The sequence below is a fragment of the Spirosoma taeanense genome, from assembly GCF_013127955.1.
In the GTDB taxonomy this organism is placed as follows: domain Bacteria; phylum Bacteroidota; class Bacteroidia; order Cytophagales; family Spirosomataceae; genus Spirosoma; species Spirosoma taeanense.
The window spans coordinates 4825565-4839016 of sequence record NZ_CP053435.1; the positions used below are offsets into that span (position 1 = coordinate 4825565).

The window sequence follows — 13452 nt, forward strand, 5'->3', positions numbered from 1 at the left end:
ACCCCGCTTTTAGATGAAATGCAGTCTTACTTGTGCAGTGCCTTCACTTTCTGATAGGCTTCCTGCAACTCATTGAGCTGCCTGGTCAGATCCTCCTTAATATAAGCAGGGATATGATCTTTTTCGATAGCATCTTTATAAGCTTCTACAGCCGCGTTCTCGCCAAACTCGACCGAACTTAGCACGGTATCCCGGTCTTTACCCGTAAGGGCCGACTTGATGTCAATCCAGGCGCGGTGAATTTTGCTGGAAACGTCCGTCGTGGTTTCATCCGATACGGCCGAGCCGTCGATCCGTACGATGTGATCGGCCAGTTGGCTGCGGAAGTTCTGGCTCTGGATAATGTAGTGCCGGAACAGATCATCCAGCTCAGCGTCTTTATTGTCTTCGATGGCTTTTTCGTAGCCATGAATGCGGTCATTGTTGATTTTGACCAGGTCGTTGAGATCCTCAACGATTTCTTCGTTCTTAATCATAACAGTTGCTTTCGATAGTTTGTGAACCAGCTAATACAACTCCACCTTTTTATGAATTGTTTGCTGAAAGCAGGCTTTCCTGCCGACAATTATTGAGTCAATTGGAGCTAAACAGATATCTCGTCCGGCAACGGCTTCAGCTCACCGGTACTGGCTACATAAGCCACTAGACCAACGCCAGCTTTATTGATCAGATCGGCCACGGAAAAGGCAATGTGAATCCAGTTCAGGTCGATGTCAAACACCGTCAGGATATAACCAATGGGATAAACGCCCCAGAACGTTACGGTTGTCAGAGCCATCAGCCGATACGCCCACCGCTCACGGGGCTGCACACGACCCGCAAATTGTTGCCAGAGTCGGTAAAGCGTCAGCAGAACAAGCACATAGCCAACCGTTGAGACCGCCCCCCAAATCAGTTTCGGCCCTACCTGTATCTCGTTGCCGAACGAAAGCTGCTGTTCGCCGATAAAGCCGGTTAAAATCATGAAGAAGTCGGCCAGCAGCAGAATGGTCAGCGGCCGCTTCTGCTCACGCCAACTGAGCCGGAGCATCAACACCATCTTGACAAGCAGCAAGGGGGTTGTAACGGCCCAGTCCATGTAGCGATACTGGTTGATGGCGCTATAGGACTCCCGGATAAGCGTTCGTCGATCGTCGGGGCTAGGCAGCGTACCCAGTTCAACCAGCAGGTCGTGGTAATAGCCCTGAATCAGGAAATACGACAAGCCAGCTATAGCCGAAATAACAGCCGTCAGAATGTGGGCGGTACGGTGTTCGGCTACCACCTGGTCGCGAGTGGCCCATGCAAAGAGAAACGTGCCCAGAAAGGCATACGTGGTCACGATCAGAAAGAAATACGTGACCATGGGCATCAAGCCAACAGTACCCGCCGTTGGAATAAATGTATCAGCTAACTCCATAGATGCAGTAACATCGGTACAGAAACTATCCAACGTTACTGCATCTATGAAGGCATTGTTTTAAATTATTTAAGCGCAGTTTTTATCTGGGTCATTTCCTGCTGCGCCTTCGTGACTAACTCCCTGGCGTAGTCTTTGAGCGCACTGTTGTTGCCATACTGCAGGTAGGTATTAGCCATGTCGATGGCATCCTGCCGATGCTCAAGCATTACCGTGACAAAATTTTTGTCGAAATCGCTCGTCAGCTTGTCTTCCGTTCCGCCCTGCTGCAGTTTGAGGGCCATAGCCTGCATGTTGCGGCTTTGCTGCTGGGTGAAGGCCTGATTCGGGCGCGATGGCTTAATCTGCCGCATTGTTCCGTCCAGCTGCGTAATCTCGCTTTGCGTGGCCTTGAGCAGATTCTGCGCCAGTTGCTTCAGCGTTGTATCTTTTCCGTTCTGTACCTCCTGCTTCAGCAGATCCTGCTCGCCCTGCGCGTGGATTTTGGCCTGGAGCACATAGTCGAAGTCCGGATCACCCGTGGCCTGAAGTTTTTTGAGTTTTTCCATCATCTGGCGCATCGGCTCCAGCAGAGCCGTTTTGGCCGGATCACTGGCTGAGGTCCGGGCGGCACCCGTTCCCCCCGTTGTTGTGGCCTGCGCGCAGGCGACCATTGTACTTCCCGACAGGCTAACCGCCAGCAGACAGGCAAATAGGTTGTTGTTGCGGATTTTCATCGTATGTAATGAATTAATGACTACGTGAATGATTTGGTCTCGCCAAATTAGGCACTTGCATACTAAAGACAAACGAAGCCGCCAATGGTTTAACCCGGCCCGGTTTATGAGCCGTTATCTGACGGCCCGTACGCTCCTCTTCACCATATTTGCTATTCATTGAAGGTAGCCCGTCCGTATGTCCGCCCACATTGCCCTGGTTGTTAGTCTGACTTTCCTGATTCATCTCGTTGGAACGCTGGCGCTGGGCGCGCGAATTGTGGGAATTCGAACGGGCAAATGGTCGGTCACCTATGCCCTGTTCAACATCATGACGCTGGTGTCCCGGCTGGCTACAACGCTTCAGGCTCCGCTGCTGGCTAAAACGGTCGAGATGGACATCCAGTCGGGCCGGTTGGGCAACTACGGCGACTTTCAATGGATTATGGCCTCGGCTACGGTCGCTACGCTCGTCAGCATCCTGTTGTTTCCGTCCTTTCAGCGCTTGCTGGCCCAGGCAGTTGACCGCTATTACGAGTACCGCTCAATTCCCCGACTGCTGTACCATAGCCTGTCCTGGCGCTACCTGCGCCGGGTTCCGGTGCACATGAAGTGGCCCGATCGCGCCAACTTCCAGCACGTTCAGGGCAGCCGGGCGGTTTCCAGGTCCATCATCTTGCTGAATGTGCTGTCAAGCGCCGTTCTTACAGTGGGCGTTCTGGCTACGCTCTACGCGGGGTATCTGAATCCCGACCTGCGCTCTACGTCGGCTTCGATGGCCGGGTTTATTAACGGCATCTCAACTATCCTCGCGGTGATGTTTATCGACCCCGACGTAGCGCTACTGACCGATGAGGTAACGGGTGGCCGCGTCAGCGAAGGCTATTTCCGGCGGTATCTGGTGCAGGTGCTGGCGGCCCGGCTGGCGGGTACAGTGCTGGCGCAGGCACTACTGGTGCCGTTTGCCTACGTAGTGGTCTGGGCGGCCGAGCAGTTACGGGTTTAATGCAGGAATAAGGTCAACTCCGGCCAGCGTTCGCGCAGCAGATCGGCCAGGGCCCGCAGGCCCCACTCCTCGCTCCGACGATGCCCAACGGCCATTACGACGATGCCCGTCTGCGTTACGGCCTCCTGCGCTGGTTTGCGATAGGCACCGGTCAAATATAAGTCTACGCCCCGACCAGCTGCTTCGCGAATCAGGCTGTCATTCATGGCCCCAACTACGGCCACGCGGCTAACCATGCCTGTAGCTCCCGCCACAATCTGATCGTAGCCTCCGAATAGCTCCCGGATAATCGTTTCCCAGTCGGCCAGGCTGCACTTTTCCATATCGAACACCATCCCTATTGGGCGCGCGGGCAGCAGATCGCCCGTTTCGGACTGGCTTTGCTTAAAGCCAAGCGGCTCAAGCGAACCGATAGCCCGGAGCTGAGCCGCTAATCGGGTATTAAAGCCCATGGTCAGCGTTTCGTCAAACGGCAGATGATGCGCTAAAATGCTTACGTCGGCGGGCAGCGGTATGTCGTCTATTCGCCAGGGACGATGGAGATAAAGCGAATCGAGCTGATGTTGAACCACCCAGTGGGCAATGTCGGGCCAGGGTTCCAGCGCCAGACCCAGCCGCTGAACCCGTCGTCCGGCGAACCGGTACAGACCGCCCTGTTCGCTGGCGGGGTAACGCGAAGCCGCGAATTCGTTCGCTAAGAAATCAGCGATGTCATTGAGAGAAGCAAAGGAACCCGTCATATTTGCATAACGGCCCGTTCGGGGTATGGTTTATCATGCGAAAACTAATCCTTTATATTGCCAGCTCGCTCGATGGGTTCATTGCCCGTTCCGACGGTAGCTTCGACTGGCTCGACGCTACGCCTAACCCCAATCAGCTCGACTACGGCTACCATTCGTTCTACGTATCCATTGATACGACCCTGATGGGCAACAGCACCTATCAGACAATTCTGGATATGGGGGGCGACTTCCCCTATCCCGACAAAACCAATTACGTATTCAGCCGCCAGCCGGGGCAGGTCGATACGGCGTATGTCCGGTACATCACCGACGATCCGGCCGCGTTTGTTCAATCGCTCAAGAATCAGGAAGGAAAGGCCATCTGGCTGGTTGGTGGTGGGCAATTGAACGCTGCTTTACTGAACGCCCGGCTGATCGATGAAATTATTCTGACACTGGTTCCAACTGTCCTGGGCAGCGGTATTCCCTTATTTGCTGATTCATCTCTGGAGACTCAGTTTTCGCTGACCAACAGCGAATCGTTTGAAACCGGGTTTGTACAGCTAACCTATGCTCCTGCCCTTAATTCATTCTAATCCAGGCTACGTAAATACAGCTTTTTGACGACAACACGACCGTTCGCTCAAGACAGCTTGTTATTTTGGCATCCAGCATCGTAGCTTTGTGGCAGCTTAAACGCGTCCGCCCGACGGTTCGCCTACGCCGATGATTCTCTCCTGCTAAGCCCCTACGGGGGGCTTCCTTCATTTCCTTACCGCTGCCTCTTTAGGGAGCCATTTCTATTTTTCACATCCTGTTTGTCGCTGCTGGCTGTTGAGCCGGGGCTTGACTTGTTTTCATCAATGACCAGATACTTCCGGTTATTTCTGGACGCTTTGCGCGGTTCAGAAACCAATTTTACGTCCGGCAGCATTAACCGGGCCATTTTTCTGCTATCCGTTCCCATGATCCTGGAGATGGTCATGGAATCGCTGTTCGCCGTAGTCGATGTTTTTTTCGTGGCTAAAATCGGGACGGAAGCCGTTGCCACCGTAGGCCTGACCGAGTCGGTGCTGACGCTGGTGTACTCCATTGCCATTGGCCTGAGTACGGCCGCTACGGCGCTGGTCGCCCGACGTATTGGCGAGAACAGCGCACGCGAGGCCGGTCGGTCCGTTGGGCAGGTTATTCTGGTGTCCGTTACGCTGGCGATTGCCATGGGGGTTCCGGGCTTTCTGTTTGCCGAAGACATTCTGCGGCTGATGGGGGGCGATGAACAGCTCATTGCCAACGGCGCCAACTTTACGCGTATGATTTTTGCCAGCGCCCCCGCTATCGTTCTGCTGCATACGCTGAGCGGCTGTTTGCGGGGCGCGGGCGAAGCGTCGGTGGCCATGCGCTCCCTGTGGCTGGCCAATGGCATCAACATTGTTCTGTGTCCGGTGCTGATCTTTGGCCTCGGCCCCTTTCCCGAACTGGGCGTGCTGGGGTCGGCCGTAGCGACGACGACGGGCCGAACGGTAGGCGTCCTATATCAGTTGTATGCCCTGACGCGTCCGGGCAGTATCGTGCAGATTCATCGGGCCGACGTAACGCCGAATGCCGACATTATCCGCAACCTGCTGGGGCTGGCAGCCGGCGGTACGGGGCAGTTCCTGATTTCATCGGCCAGCTGGGTGTTCCTTACCCGGATCATGTCCACCTTCGGCAGCGATGCCGTGGCCGGATACACCATTGCCATTCGGATTATCGTCTTTACGATCCTGCCTTCCTGGGGGATGGCCAACGCTGCCGCTACCCTGGTTGGGCAGAATCTGGGGGCGGGTCAGCCCGAACGTGCTGAAACATCGGCCTGGCGGGCGGCCTTCTGCAACATGCTGTTCCTGGTGGCCGTTGGGATCGTGTTTTTCCTGGGCGCTGCGGAAGTGGTGGGTCTGTTTAATCGCAATATCCGGGTGGTGGAGATTGCGGTGCAGTGTCTGCGGGTGTTCTGCGCGGGTTACGTATTCTTTGCCTATGGCATGGTCCTGACGCAGTCGCTCAACGGCGCGGGCGACACCCGAACGCCTACCCTGCTCAACATCGTCTGCTTCTGGCTGATCGAAATTCCGCTGGCCTATACGCTCGCCAACGGGCTGGGCTGGGGACCGCAGGGCGTTTTCTGGTCGGTGGCCATCAGTGAATCGCTGCTGGCGGTGTTCGCGATCTGGGCCTTTCGCCGGGGCCGCTGGAAGGTTGTTCAAGTCTAGACAAAGCCGGTTAAAACAGGCCCTGATTAACCGAAACTTTTACCAAAACAGGGCCGTTATACACTACGGGGCTTTATTGGAATCCCGCATAAAGCCCCGTCTAACCACTCGAATAAGACTACATGATCGACACCCATAAACAACCCGAAACCGCCGTTCTGGTCGCGCTGATTACGCAGAAGCAAACTGCCGACCAAACGAAAGAATACCTAGATGAATTAGCGTTTCTGGCCGAAACGTCGGGCGTAAAGACCGTCCAGTCGTTTACCCAGAAACTCGACCGACCCGACACCCGCACGTTTGTGGGTAAAGGCAAGCTGGAGGAAATCCAGACTTATATTCTCGCCAACCCGGTTGATACCATCATTTTTGATGACGACCTGACCCCGGCGCAGGTCCGTAACCTCGAAGCCGAGTTCAAGGAGATCAAAGTGCTGGACCGGAGCCTGCTCATCCTGAATATTTTCTCGATGCGGGCGCAGACGGCGCAGGCGCGCGTGCAGGTTGAGCTGGCGCAATACCAGTACCTGTACCCGCGACTCACCCGAATGTGGACCCACCTGAGCCGCCAGAAAGGCGGTGCGGGGATGCGCGGACCGGGTGAGAAAGAGCTCGAAACCGACCGCCGGATCGTGAAAGACCGGATTGCGTTTCTGAAAGAGAAGCTGGCTAAAATTGACAAGCAGAGCGTTACGCGCCGGAAGGAACGCGACCGGCTGGTACGGGTCGCTTTAGTGGGGTACACCAACGTAGGGAAGTCTACGCTGATGCGCACCATGGCCAAAACCGACGTGTTTGCCGAAAACAAGCTCTTCGCTACGGTGGATTCGACCGTGCGCAAGGTTACACTCGGCAACATTCCGTTTCTGCTTACCGATACGGTTGGATTCATCCGGAAACTGCCGACGACCTTAATCGAAGCCTTTAAATCGACGCTCGATGAGGTCAGGGAAGCCGACGTGCTCGTACACGTGGTGGACGTATCGCATCCGCTGTTTGAGGAGCAGATTGAGGTAGTCAACACGACGCTTGCCGACATCAAAGCGGCCGACAAGCCAGTTGTGCTGGTGTTCAACAAAATGGACAAGTTCGTTCCGCGCGACGAGTGGACGGGCGGCCCCGACATGCACCCGATGGACGACGAGTTCGACCAGGATGCTACCACGCAGGCGGTTGAAGTGCCGGTTGCCATCCGGAAGCAAACCGCGCTCGACTATCTGAAGAAGACGTATCTGACCAAAAAAGCCGATCACGTCGCGTTCATATCCGCCGAAACGGGTGAGAACGTCGGGGAGCTGCGCGAGTTGCTCTACTCGCTCGTCAAGGAGAAGCACTACCAGATTTACCCCAACTGGGTAAACGTGCCCCTGTCCGAGTCAGCCGAATACAGTGACGAGTTGTAAAAACCCGTTTTCATAAACCAAAAGACCGCTCTCATAGGCGGTCTTTTTTGTTGTTAACGCTTTATATAATCTGTAATTTAGTGCGAACTACTTTCGGTTGGCCGTAAGCCAGGGGTTATTGCTCCAGCCTTCAGCAAGATTTAAAATGTAATGAAAAAAGAAACATTAGAAAAAGTGTTCATAGAGAGTTTAAATAAAAACTTCCAAGCGCAGTCTAAATACTTCGACTGCAATTTTTTAGTACTTCACGAATTAGTGAGCCCAATATTCGAAATAAATAAATGCATTATACTTCAATTTTATAGAGCTTCTATAACGCTTACCAATATGTTGTTAGAGCGCGCTTTGAAAATAGCTTTAATTTATAACGAGGCAGGAATTGAACCCGAACCTATTGAGAATTGGCACTCTACGTTTTCTGAGCCTAACCATAAGTATAGTAATTTCAAGCTGGCTAATTCAATAGATAAGTGTAAAAAGGAGGGCCTAATTTCAGAAGCCGAAAGAGATGTATTAAGCAATAATATTCGAACACTCATACGCAATGGTTTTTCGCACGCAGACCCAACTGAAGTTTTAAAGCCGCTTCCTGACGAGAAGAGTATATGCCAAGGGGACTTTTCAAAGCCAGTAGAATTGAAATTATTTAAAGTCAACTTCAAAGCCATTCCAGCTTTCCAAGCTGAAGAAATGGAGCTTTTTGCTATAAGAAATGCTTCGTCCTACTTTGATTTTGTATTTAGGCTTACAATAGATATAGATAAAAGGCTTTTTGATAAGTCTAATAAAGTTTAATGTTTTATTGCAAACTCATAAGAAGCTGTTTGGGAATTGTTAAAGGCTGAGCGTCGAGTCATTTTTGTATCGACCAAGATGCAAAGCAATGACCAAACAGTGGAAGCCACTGACCGACGCCCAGTGGGATGCAATTTCTCCTTTTTTACCACTTGATCGTCAGCGGACTCATGATTTGCGACAGATTGTTAACAGTATTTTGTGGCTGCTACGCACAGGATGCCAATGGCGCAATCTGCCTACCGAGTGGCCTAATTGGCAAACCGTCTATTACTATTTTAGACGTTGGAAACAGGATGGTACTTTTGGTCGAATCAATCTGGCCTTAAATCAACTTGACCGTAAGCGGGTCGGTAAAGAAGCATATCCATCTGCAGTATGTATTGATTCACAAAGTGTTAAGTTGGCTCCGATGATTTGGGAGAACCGAGGTCTCGACGCGAATAAACGAGTGAATGGCCGAAAAAGGCAACTCATCGTTGACACCCAAGGGCGTCTATGGCTAGCAGATGTCCATTCTGCTAATCAAGCGGATGGCCCTTCAGCCGTATCGATGGTCAGTGACTTACTATGGCTAGTTGGAGAGCGTTTGGAGAAAGTCTACGGTGATCAATCTTATAATGGCGTCTTCGCTCAAGAGTTGGCTAGATGGAGCCTTGATTTTGAAAAAGCGTCTCGTCCTGAATCAACTCTGGGCTTTGTACCCGTAGCCAAACGGTGGGTAGTGGAACGGACCATTGCTTGGACGAATCACTTTCGAAGGATTGTCAAAGATTATGAATACACGATATCATCTTCGGTTTGCTGGCTGTACTTAGCCAACATTCAGATTATATTGCAACGGATCATTTGAATGGCAAAAGATAATTCCCAAACACATTCTAAAGAATAAGGTTGGAGTGCCATGATGTTCCAACCTTATTCTTATCATCTCTCCCCGACTAGTTTAATATTTTAATCGTACCGAACGTATGCTTAGCGGTATGGTAGTTACTTCGAAGAGAATACGGCATCTTCGCCAATCTTTGCTAGGAGCCCCAGGGATGTTGCTAATCGGAATAGGGCTGGGATAACTCACACAACGAGGTTGTCACTAAATTGCTAGTAGTAATCACTTGAGAACTCCCAAACAAAAGACCTCATACACATGTATGAGGTCTTTTGTTTGGGAGAGATGTGTGGTCCCGACGGGAATCGAACCCATATCAAACGTTTAGGAAACGTCTATTCTATCCGTTGAACTACGGGACCGGTGAAAGCCTGCAAATTTGCCTAAAAATCGCCAACTCCCCAAGTGTGTGGATAAGCCGGGGCATTAATGATTTTAAACGAATCGTAGCAGGCTGACATGATGAGGCCAGCGCCCATGTGCTGTATGTCGATCAACACGGCAACGTCTTTATTGAATGCGTAACTGGCGGCTGGACCGAAAACCGGCTTAAAGACCTCCTGTTCCGATTTGAGGTGTTTCCGCAGGGCTGGGGTTACGTCGGCTCAGCAGCGGCCGAAGATGACAGCCATCTAACTACACTCTATGCTGCTCTGCTGCATAACTGGCAGGCGAAAACCACGGGCTGTATCAATAGCTGGTAACCTATAAAACAACCAAAGCCGACCCTGACAGACCGGCTTTGGCACAACAGACCGTAACCTACTGGTTATTTGGCTGGCTTTTTGAAGATCGATTCATCCACCTGGCCGTTGACGGTTATTTTGTTGGTGGTCATGACGATACCGCCCATCTGGGGATTCGATATTTCCATGGTGTTGGCAAATTTAACCCCCTCCGTGTCTTTGTAATCCGAAAAGGCGATTTCCCCTTCCTGACCGTTCATCGATGTTTTGACTTTATTGACCAGGTACGTGTTGGCATCAATAAACTCATCGATTACCTGGCCTTCTTTGGTCGTCACTTTCAGGTGGTAGGCATCTTTGCCATCCACTTTTTCTTTCCCAACCAGGTCAATTTTACTGCCTTTGTCCTTATAGTTCACCAGCGCGCCAAACGGGTCAAGCTGGCCAATCTGCTGCTTTATCTGATCGGCAGGCATGTCTTCAGGATCGCCCGTTCCGCCCATCATAGCGGGGCGAATCATCCAGCCCGTCGAACCGTCAACCACCTGCACCATCGAGTTGCCCATGACCGACGACTCCGAGCGCATGGACTTACCCACAACCAGAGTGGTTTTGTTGGGAATTTCCATTCCCTGCACGGAAAGCGACCGCTCCGTAACCAGCGTTTTAACGTTCTTGAGTTTGTCCATGCCGCCCAGGGCCGCAATGTGCTTGTCGACAATTTCGTCTACTGACTGCGCATAAGCGCCGATGGTTGTAAAAACGGCCAGTGCAGCGGCCAGAAATGTGTTCGTTTTCATTCTATTCATTGGGTTTATCAGGCAAAGTACACCGACTTGCACTCTTTTGCTATGTTAGTTAAAAAACAGTGGATTACCAAACGGGTGTCACCTCATTTTTCCGGACCGGCTTTTCAGCCCTTCCGAGGGTGCAGCGTTTACTGTCGCGGCTGACCGCCACCCGCCGGAGCGCCACCCGACTGCGTCTGTCCGCCACCCTCGCTCTTGACATCATCGTTGTTAACCGAGCGGGCTTTCTTACGAGGAGCGTCCATTGTCATCTTGCCAATTTTGTAGGTAAACGTCAGGCGGATACCCCGGTTGTAAAGATATACATCGCTTACCTGGCTGAATTGGGCTGAATTCAGGACGGTGTGGATGTTGAACCGGTTCGAGAGGAAGTTTTCGGCCGCCAGCCCAATGCTGCCTTTCTTATTGCTGAAGTCTTTCTTCACCCCAACGGTGTAGAAGCCAAAGCCACCCTGCCGTCCCTGCAACTGTACCTGCGATCCCTGCATGAAGCCGAAGGCCTGCGCGCCCCAGCCATTCTTAAACTGCGCCGATGCAAACGAACCTCCGCTGACGTTGAAGCCGGTGTTGGTCAGTGTTTCCGAAATACCATCGACGCTCATAGCCTGACCCGTCAGACTGGTGTAGAAGGTATTCAGAAACAGACCAATGTTAATCTTCGAGGTTACCGCTACGTTCGCAAAGATGTTGGTTCCGTAGGCGTGTTGCCGACCGATGTTCTGATACGTAGTGACGATAGCCCCCGGCAGCGTATCGGACGGTTGACGAACCTGCGTGATGGCGTTGTTCGTTACCCGGCCGAAGAAGGTTGCGTTGATGAACGTTTTCTTGATGGTTCTGCTCAGCCCCAGTTCAACGTTGTTCGTCAACTCCGGACGCAGCGACGGGTTACCGATGGTGATGTTCTGCGGGTTGGCCGCGTTGAAATTAGGGTTCAGCTGCTGCAGGCCGGGCCGCTGAATCCGCCGGTTATACCCCAGTTTTACGGTGGTTCCCTTAATGGTTTTCGACGCATTCACACTGGGCACCAGCACACCGTAATTACCGATGCCGAGGGTACCGCTTTCGCGGGTGCTGGCGTCGATAAACGTGTGTTCATAACGCAGGCCACCCTTCAGTGTATATCGCTGCTTGGTTGTGTAGGTATAGGACGTATAGCCAGCCGCGATGTTCTGGTGATACAGAAGTTCACCGAGCGTATTGTTGTTTTCGGTTACGAAATTTCCCGAAGGCCCAGCCTGCAGGTAGCGGTAGTCGCTGTTGACCTGCCGGAAGATGGCTTTACCGCCGAACTCAATCAGCTGGTTTTTCTTGATGGGCGTCTGGTAATCGGTTTGCAGCGTAAGTTCCTGGTTTACGTTTTTATTCAGGTTACGCTGGCGACCCGTCAGCACGTCGGAGCCGTTCAGCAGATCGGCGTCGAAGTTGTTGGTCAGATCATTCCGGCTATACAGCGTCGAAATGCTCCACTCCTGCTGTGGCTTGAAGGTATGCAGGTAATCCACGTTTACGTCAACCGTACCCGACAGGTTCTTGGCGTCTACGTTCCGGTTTGACACCGAACCGGCCATACCGTTGGTAAACAACCGCGTGACGAGGTCCTGCTGGCTGATCATGTTCCGAACGCCATACCGTACGCCCGCCGTCAGGCTCTGATTTTTAGCCAGATCGTAGTCGAAGCCCAGGTTATACTGCCCGAACATTCCCGAGCTGTGGCCGTCGCCGGTCTGACGCGTCATGGTTGTTACGCCATCCACCTGGCTGGTCTGCTCCAGGCTGGTCTTGGTAATGGTGTTGTACATGGCCCGGCCGAAACCACCCAGCGTAAAGCCGGTCTTGCCTTTCCGGTAGTTGCCATTCAGCGACAGCATCGAGCCCCGGTTACCCACGCCTGAATCGACATTCAGGTTCAGGCCCTGCAGGCTGTTCTTTTTGGTGATGATGTTGATAATCCCGCCCGACCCTTCGGCATCGTACTTGGCCGAGGGGCTGGTGATGACTTCCACCGTTTTGATCTGGTCGGCCGGAATCTGCTTCAGGGCATCGGCAACGCTGCTGGCCACGATGGTGGATGGCTTGTTGTTGATCAGCACCCGTATATTCTGGCTACCCCGCAGCGAAACGTTCCCGTCCAGATCGACCGTGAGCAGCGGCACTTTCCGCAGAATGTCCGTTGCATCGCCCCCTTTGGCGGCAATGTCTTTATCGGCGTTATAAACCAGCCGGTCCACTTTTTCTTCGATAATAGCTGCCTGACCGGTTACGGTTACCTCCTCCAGGGTTTTTACGCTCGAAGGCAACTTGATTACGCCCAGATCCACCGTCTGGCCATTGGTCAGGTTGAGGTTGTCGATCGTTTTGCTCCGATAGCCAACGAAGCTGACCAGAACCCGGTATTCACCGGGCGCCAGTTTGGTCAAGGCAAACTTCCCTTTCTCGTCGGCAACGGTACCGTCCACAGCTTTACCCGTGGTTTTGTTGTAGAGGGCAATGCTGGCAAATTCAACAGCCTTCGTCTGCGTCGAATCGACTACATAGCCAATGATTTTGCCGCTTCCCTTGGGACTTTGGTCACCGGCCGTGCCGGGCAGTGCCTTTGCCTGGGTGGAGCTCCCCATTACCGGGAACTGGGCTTTAGCGGGCGAAAGCAAATTAGCAGTCAGTAAACTTGTTGCGATAAGAAGGATGTGTGTTTTCATGAGATTGCTTTGAACAGGACAAAGGTTATTCCCCATTCGCGCACCTGAAAAAGAAAAGGGATGAAAGCCCAAATCAACCGGATAGACATCGGTTTACGGC

Annotated in this window: 13 protein-coding genes and 1 tRNA gene; 7 read left to right on the top strand and 7 right to left on the bottom strand. The window is 52.5% G+C overall.

Annotated features, from left to right (window positions below; translation table 11 throughout):
- Positions 1–26 precede the first annotated feature (26 nt).
- From HNV11_RS20045 to HNV11_RS20055, 3 genes are all read right to left on the bottom strand, one after another.
- Positions 27–476, bottom strand: coding sequence for a ferritin-like domain-containing protein (locus HNV11_RS20045; RefSeq protein ID WP_171741358.1), 450 nt, complete (start codon positions 474–476; stop codon positions 27–29).
- 107 nt (positions 477–583) lie between these two features.
- Complete coding sequence (locus tag HNV11_RS20050; RefSeq protein WP_171741359.1) at positions 584–1399, bottom strand: bacteriorhodopsin; 816 nt, start codon at positions 1397–1399, stop codon at positions 584–586.
- Positions 1400–1464: 65 nt separating this feature from the next.
- Positions 1465–2115: a DUF305 domain-containing protein gene (locus HNV11_RS20055; RefSeq protein WP_171741360.1), complete on the bottom strand. Its 651-nt coding sequence runs from the start codon at positions 2113–2115 to the stop codon at positions 1465–1467.
- Between the two features lie 178 nt (positions 2116–2293).
- On the opposite strand from HNV11_RS20055, the gene HNV11_RS20060 reads away from it, so the two are divergent.
- On the top strand, positions 2294–3100 hold the full coding sequence (locus tag HNV11_RS20060; protein ID WP_171741361.1) for a lipid II flippase family protein: 807 nt from the start codon (positions 2294–2296) through the stop codon (positions 3098–3100).
- Here HNV11_RS20060 and HNV11_RS20065 read toward each other — a convergent pair.
- Positions 3097–3840, bottom strand: a complete 744-nt coding sequence (locus HNV11_RS20065; RefSeq protein WP_171741362.1) for a Nif3-like dinuclear metal center hexameric protein — start codon at positions 3838–3840, stop codon at positions 3097–3099. The genes HNV11_RS20060 and HNV11_RS20065 overlap by 4 nt on opposite strands.
- A gap of 35 nt (positions 3841–3875) precedes the next feature.
- Between HNV11_RS20065 and HNV11_RS20070 the strand changes: the two genes are divergently transcribed.
- From HNV11_RS20070 to HNV11_RS20090, 5 genes are all read left to right on the top strand, one after another.
- Positions 3876–4418, top strand: a complete 543-nt coding sequence (locus HNV11_RS20070) for a dihydrofolate reductase family protein (RefSeq protein WP_171741363.1) — start codon at positions 3876–3878, stop codon at positions 4416–4418.
- Between the two features lie 267 nt (positions 4419–4685).
- Positions 4686–6071: an MATE family efflux transporter gene (locus HNV11_RS20075; RefSeq protein ID WP_171741364.1), complete on the top strand. Its 1386-nt coding sequence runs from the start codon at positions 4686–4688 to the stop codon at positions 6069–6071.
- Between the two features lie 122 nt (positions 6072–6193).
- Positions 6194–7474, top strand: a complete 1281-nt coding sequence (gene hflX, locus HNV11_RS20080) for a GTPase HflX (protein ID WP_171741365.1) — start codon at positions 6194–6196, stop codon at positions 7472–7474.
- 150 nt (positions 7475–7624) lie between these two features.
- Positions 7625–8269, top strand: coding sequence for a hypothetical protein (locus HNV11_RS20085; protein WP_171741366.1), 645 nt, complete (start codon positions 7625–7627; stop codon positions 8267–8269).
- Positions 8270–8357: 88 nt separating this feature from the next.
- Positions 8358–9122 carry an IS5 family transposase gene (locus tag HNV11_RS20090; protein WP_171738357.1) on the top strand — a complete coding sequence of 255 codons (765 nt, stop codon included), beginning with the start codon at positions 8358–8360 and terminating at the stop codon, positions 9120–9122.
- Between the two features lie 326 nt (positions 9123–9448).
- Here HNV11_RS20090 and HNV11_RS20095 read toward each other — a convergent pair.
- Positions 9449–9520 (bottom strand) — tRNA-Arg (locus HNV11_RS20095).
- A gap of 117 nt (positions 9521–9637) precedes the next feature.
- On the opposite strand from HNV11_RS20095, the gene HNV11_RS20100 reads away from it, so the two are divergent.
- Complete coding sequence (locus HNV11_RS20100) at positions 9638–9862, top strand: hypothetical protein (RefSeq protein ID WP_171741367.1); 225 nt, start codon at positions 9638–9640, stop codon at positions 9860–9862.
- A 65-nt stretch (positions 9863–9927) separates the two neighbouring features.
- On the opposite strand, the gene HNV11_RS20105 is transcribed toward HNV11_RS20100, so the two are convergent.
- Both HNV11_RS20105 and HNV11_RS20110 read right to left on the bottom strand, forming a co-directional pair.
- Entirely contained in the window at positions 9928–10644 is a 717-nt protein-coding gene (locus HNV11_RS20105) for an outer membrane lipoprotein-sorting protein (RefSeq protein WP_171741368.1), read from the bottom strand.
- A gap of 137 nt (positions 10645–10781) precedes the next feature.
- Positions 10782–13352, bottom strand: a complete 2571-nt coding sequence (locus tag HNV11_RS20110) for a TonB-dependent receptor domain-containing protein (protein WP_171741369.1) — start codon at positions 13350–13352, stop codon at positions 10782–10784.
- Positions 13353–13452 lie beyond the last annotated feature (100 nt).

Coding starts and splice junctions, on each gene's coding strand:
- HNV11_RS20045 (WP_171741358.1), bottom strand. CDS start 476: ATGATTAAGAACGAAGAAATCGTTGAGGATCTCAACGACCTGGTCAAA.
- HNV11_RS20050 (WP_171741359.1), bottom strand. CDS start 1,399: ATGGAGTTAGCTGATACATTTATTCCAACGGCGGGTACTGTTGGCTTG.
- HNV11_RS20055 (WP_171741360.1), bottom strand. CDS start 2,115: ATGAAAATCCGCAACAACAACCTATTTGCCTGTCTGCTGGCGGTTAGC.
- HNV11_RS20060 (WP_171741361.1), top strand. CDS start 2,294: ATGTCCGCCCACATTGCCCTGGTTGTTAGTCTGACTTTCCTGATTCAT.
- HNV11_RS20065 (WP_171741362.1), bottom strand. CDS start 3,840: ATGACGGGTTCCTTTGCTTCTCTCAATGACATCGCTGATTTCTTAGCG.
- HNV11_RS20070 (WP_171741363.1), top strand. CDS start 3,876: ATGCGAAAACTAATCCTTTATATTGCCAGCTCGCTCGATGGGTTCATT.
- HNV11_RS20075 (WP_171741364.1), top strand. CDS start 4,686: ATGACCAGATACTTCCGGTTATTTCTGGACGCTTTGCGCGGTTCAGAA.
- hflX (WP_171741365.1), top strand. CDS start 6,194: ATGATCGACACCCATAAACAACCCGAAACCGCCGTTCTGGTCGCGCTG.
- HNV11_RS20085 (WP_171741366.1), top strand. CDS start 7,625: ATGAAAAAAGAAACATTAGAAAAAGTGTTCATAGAGAGTTTAAATAAA.
- HNV11_RS20090 (WP_171738357.1), top strand. CDS start 8,358: ATGACCAAACAGTGGAAGCCACTGACCGACGCCCAGTGGGATGCAATT.
- HNV11_RS20105 (WP_171741368.1), bottom strand. CDS start 10,644: ATGAAAACGAACACATTTCTGGCCGCTGCACTGGCCGTTTTTACAACC.
- HNV11_RS20110 (WP_171741369.1), bottom strand. CDS start 13,352: ATGAAAACACACATCCTTCTTATCGCAACAAGTTTACTGACTGCTAAT.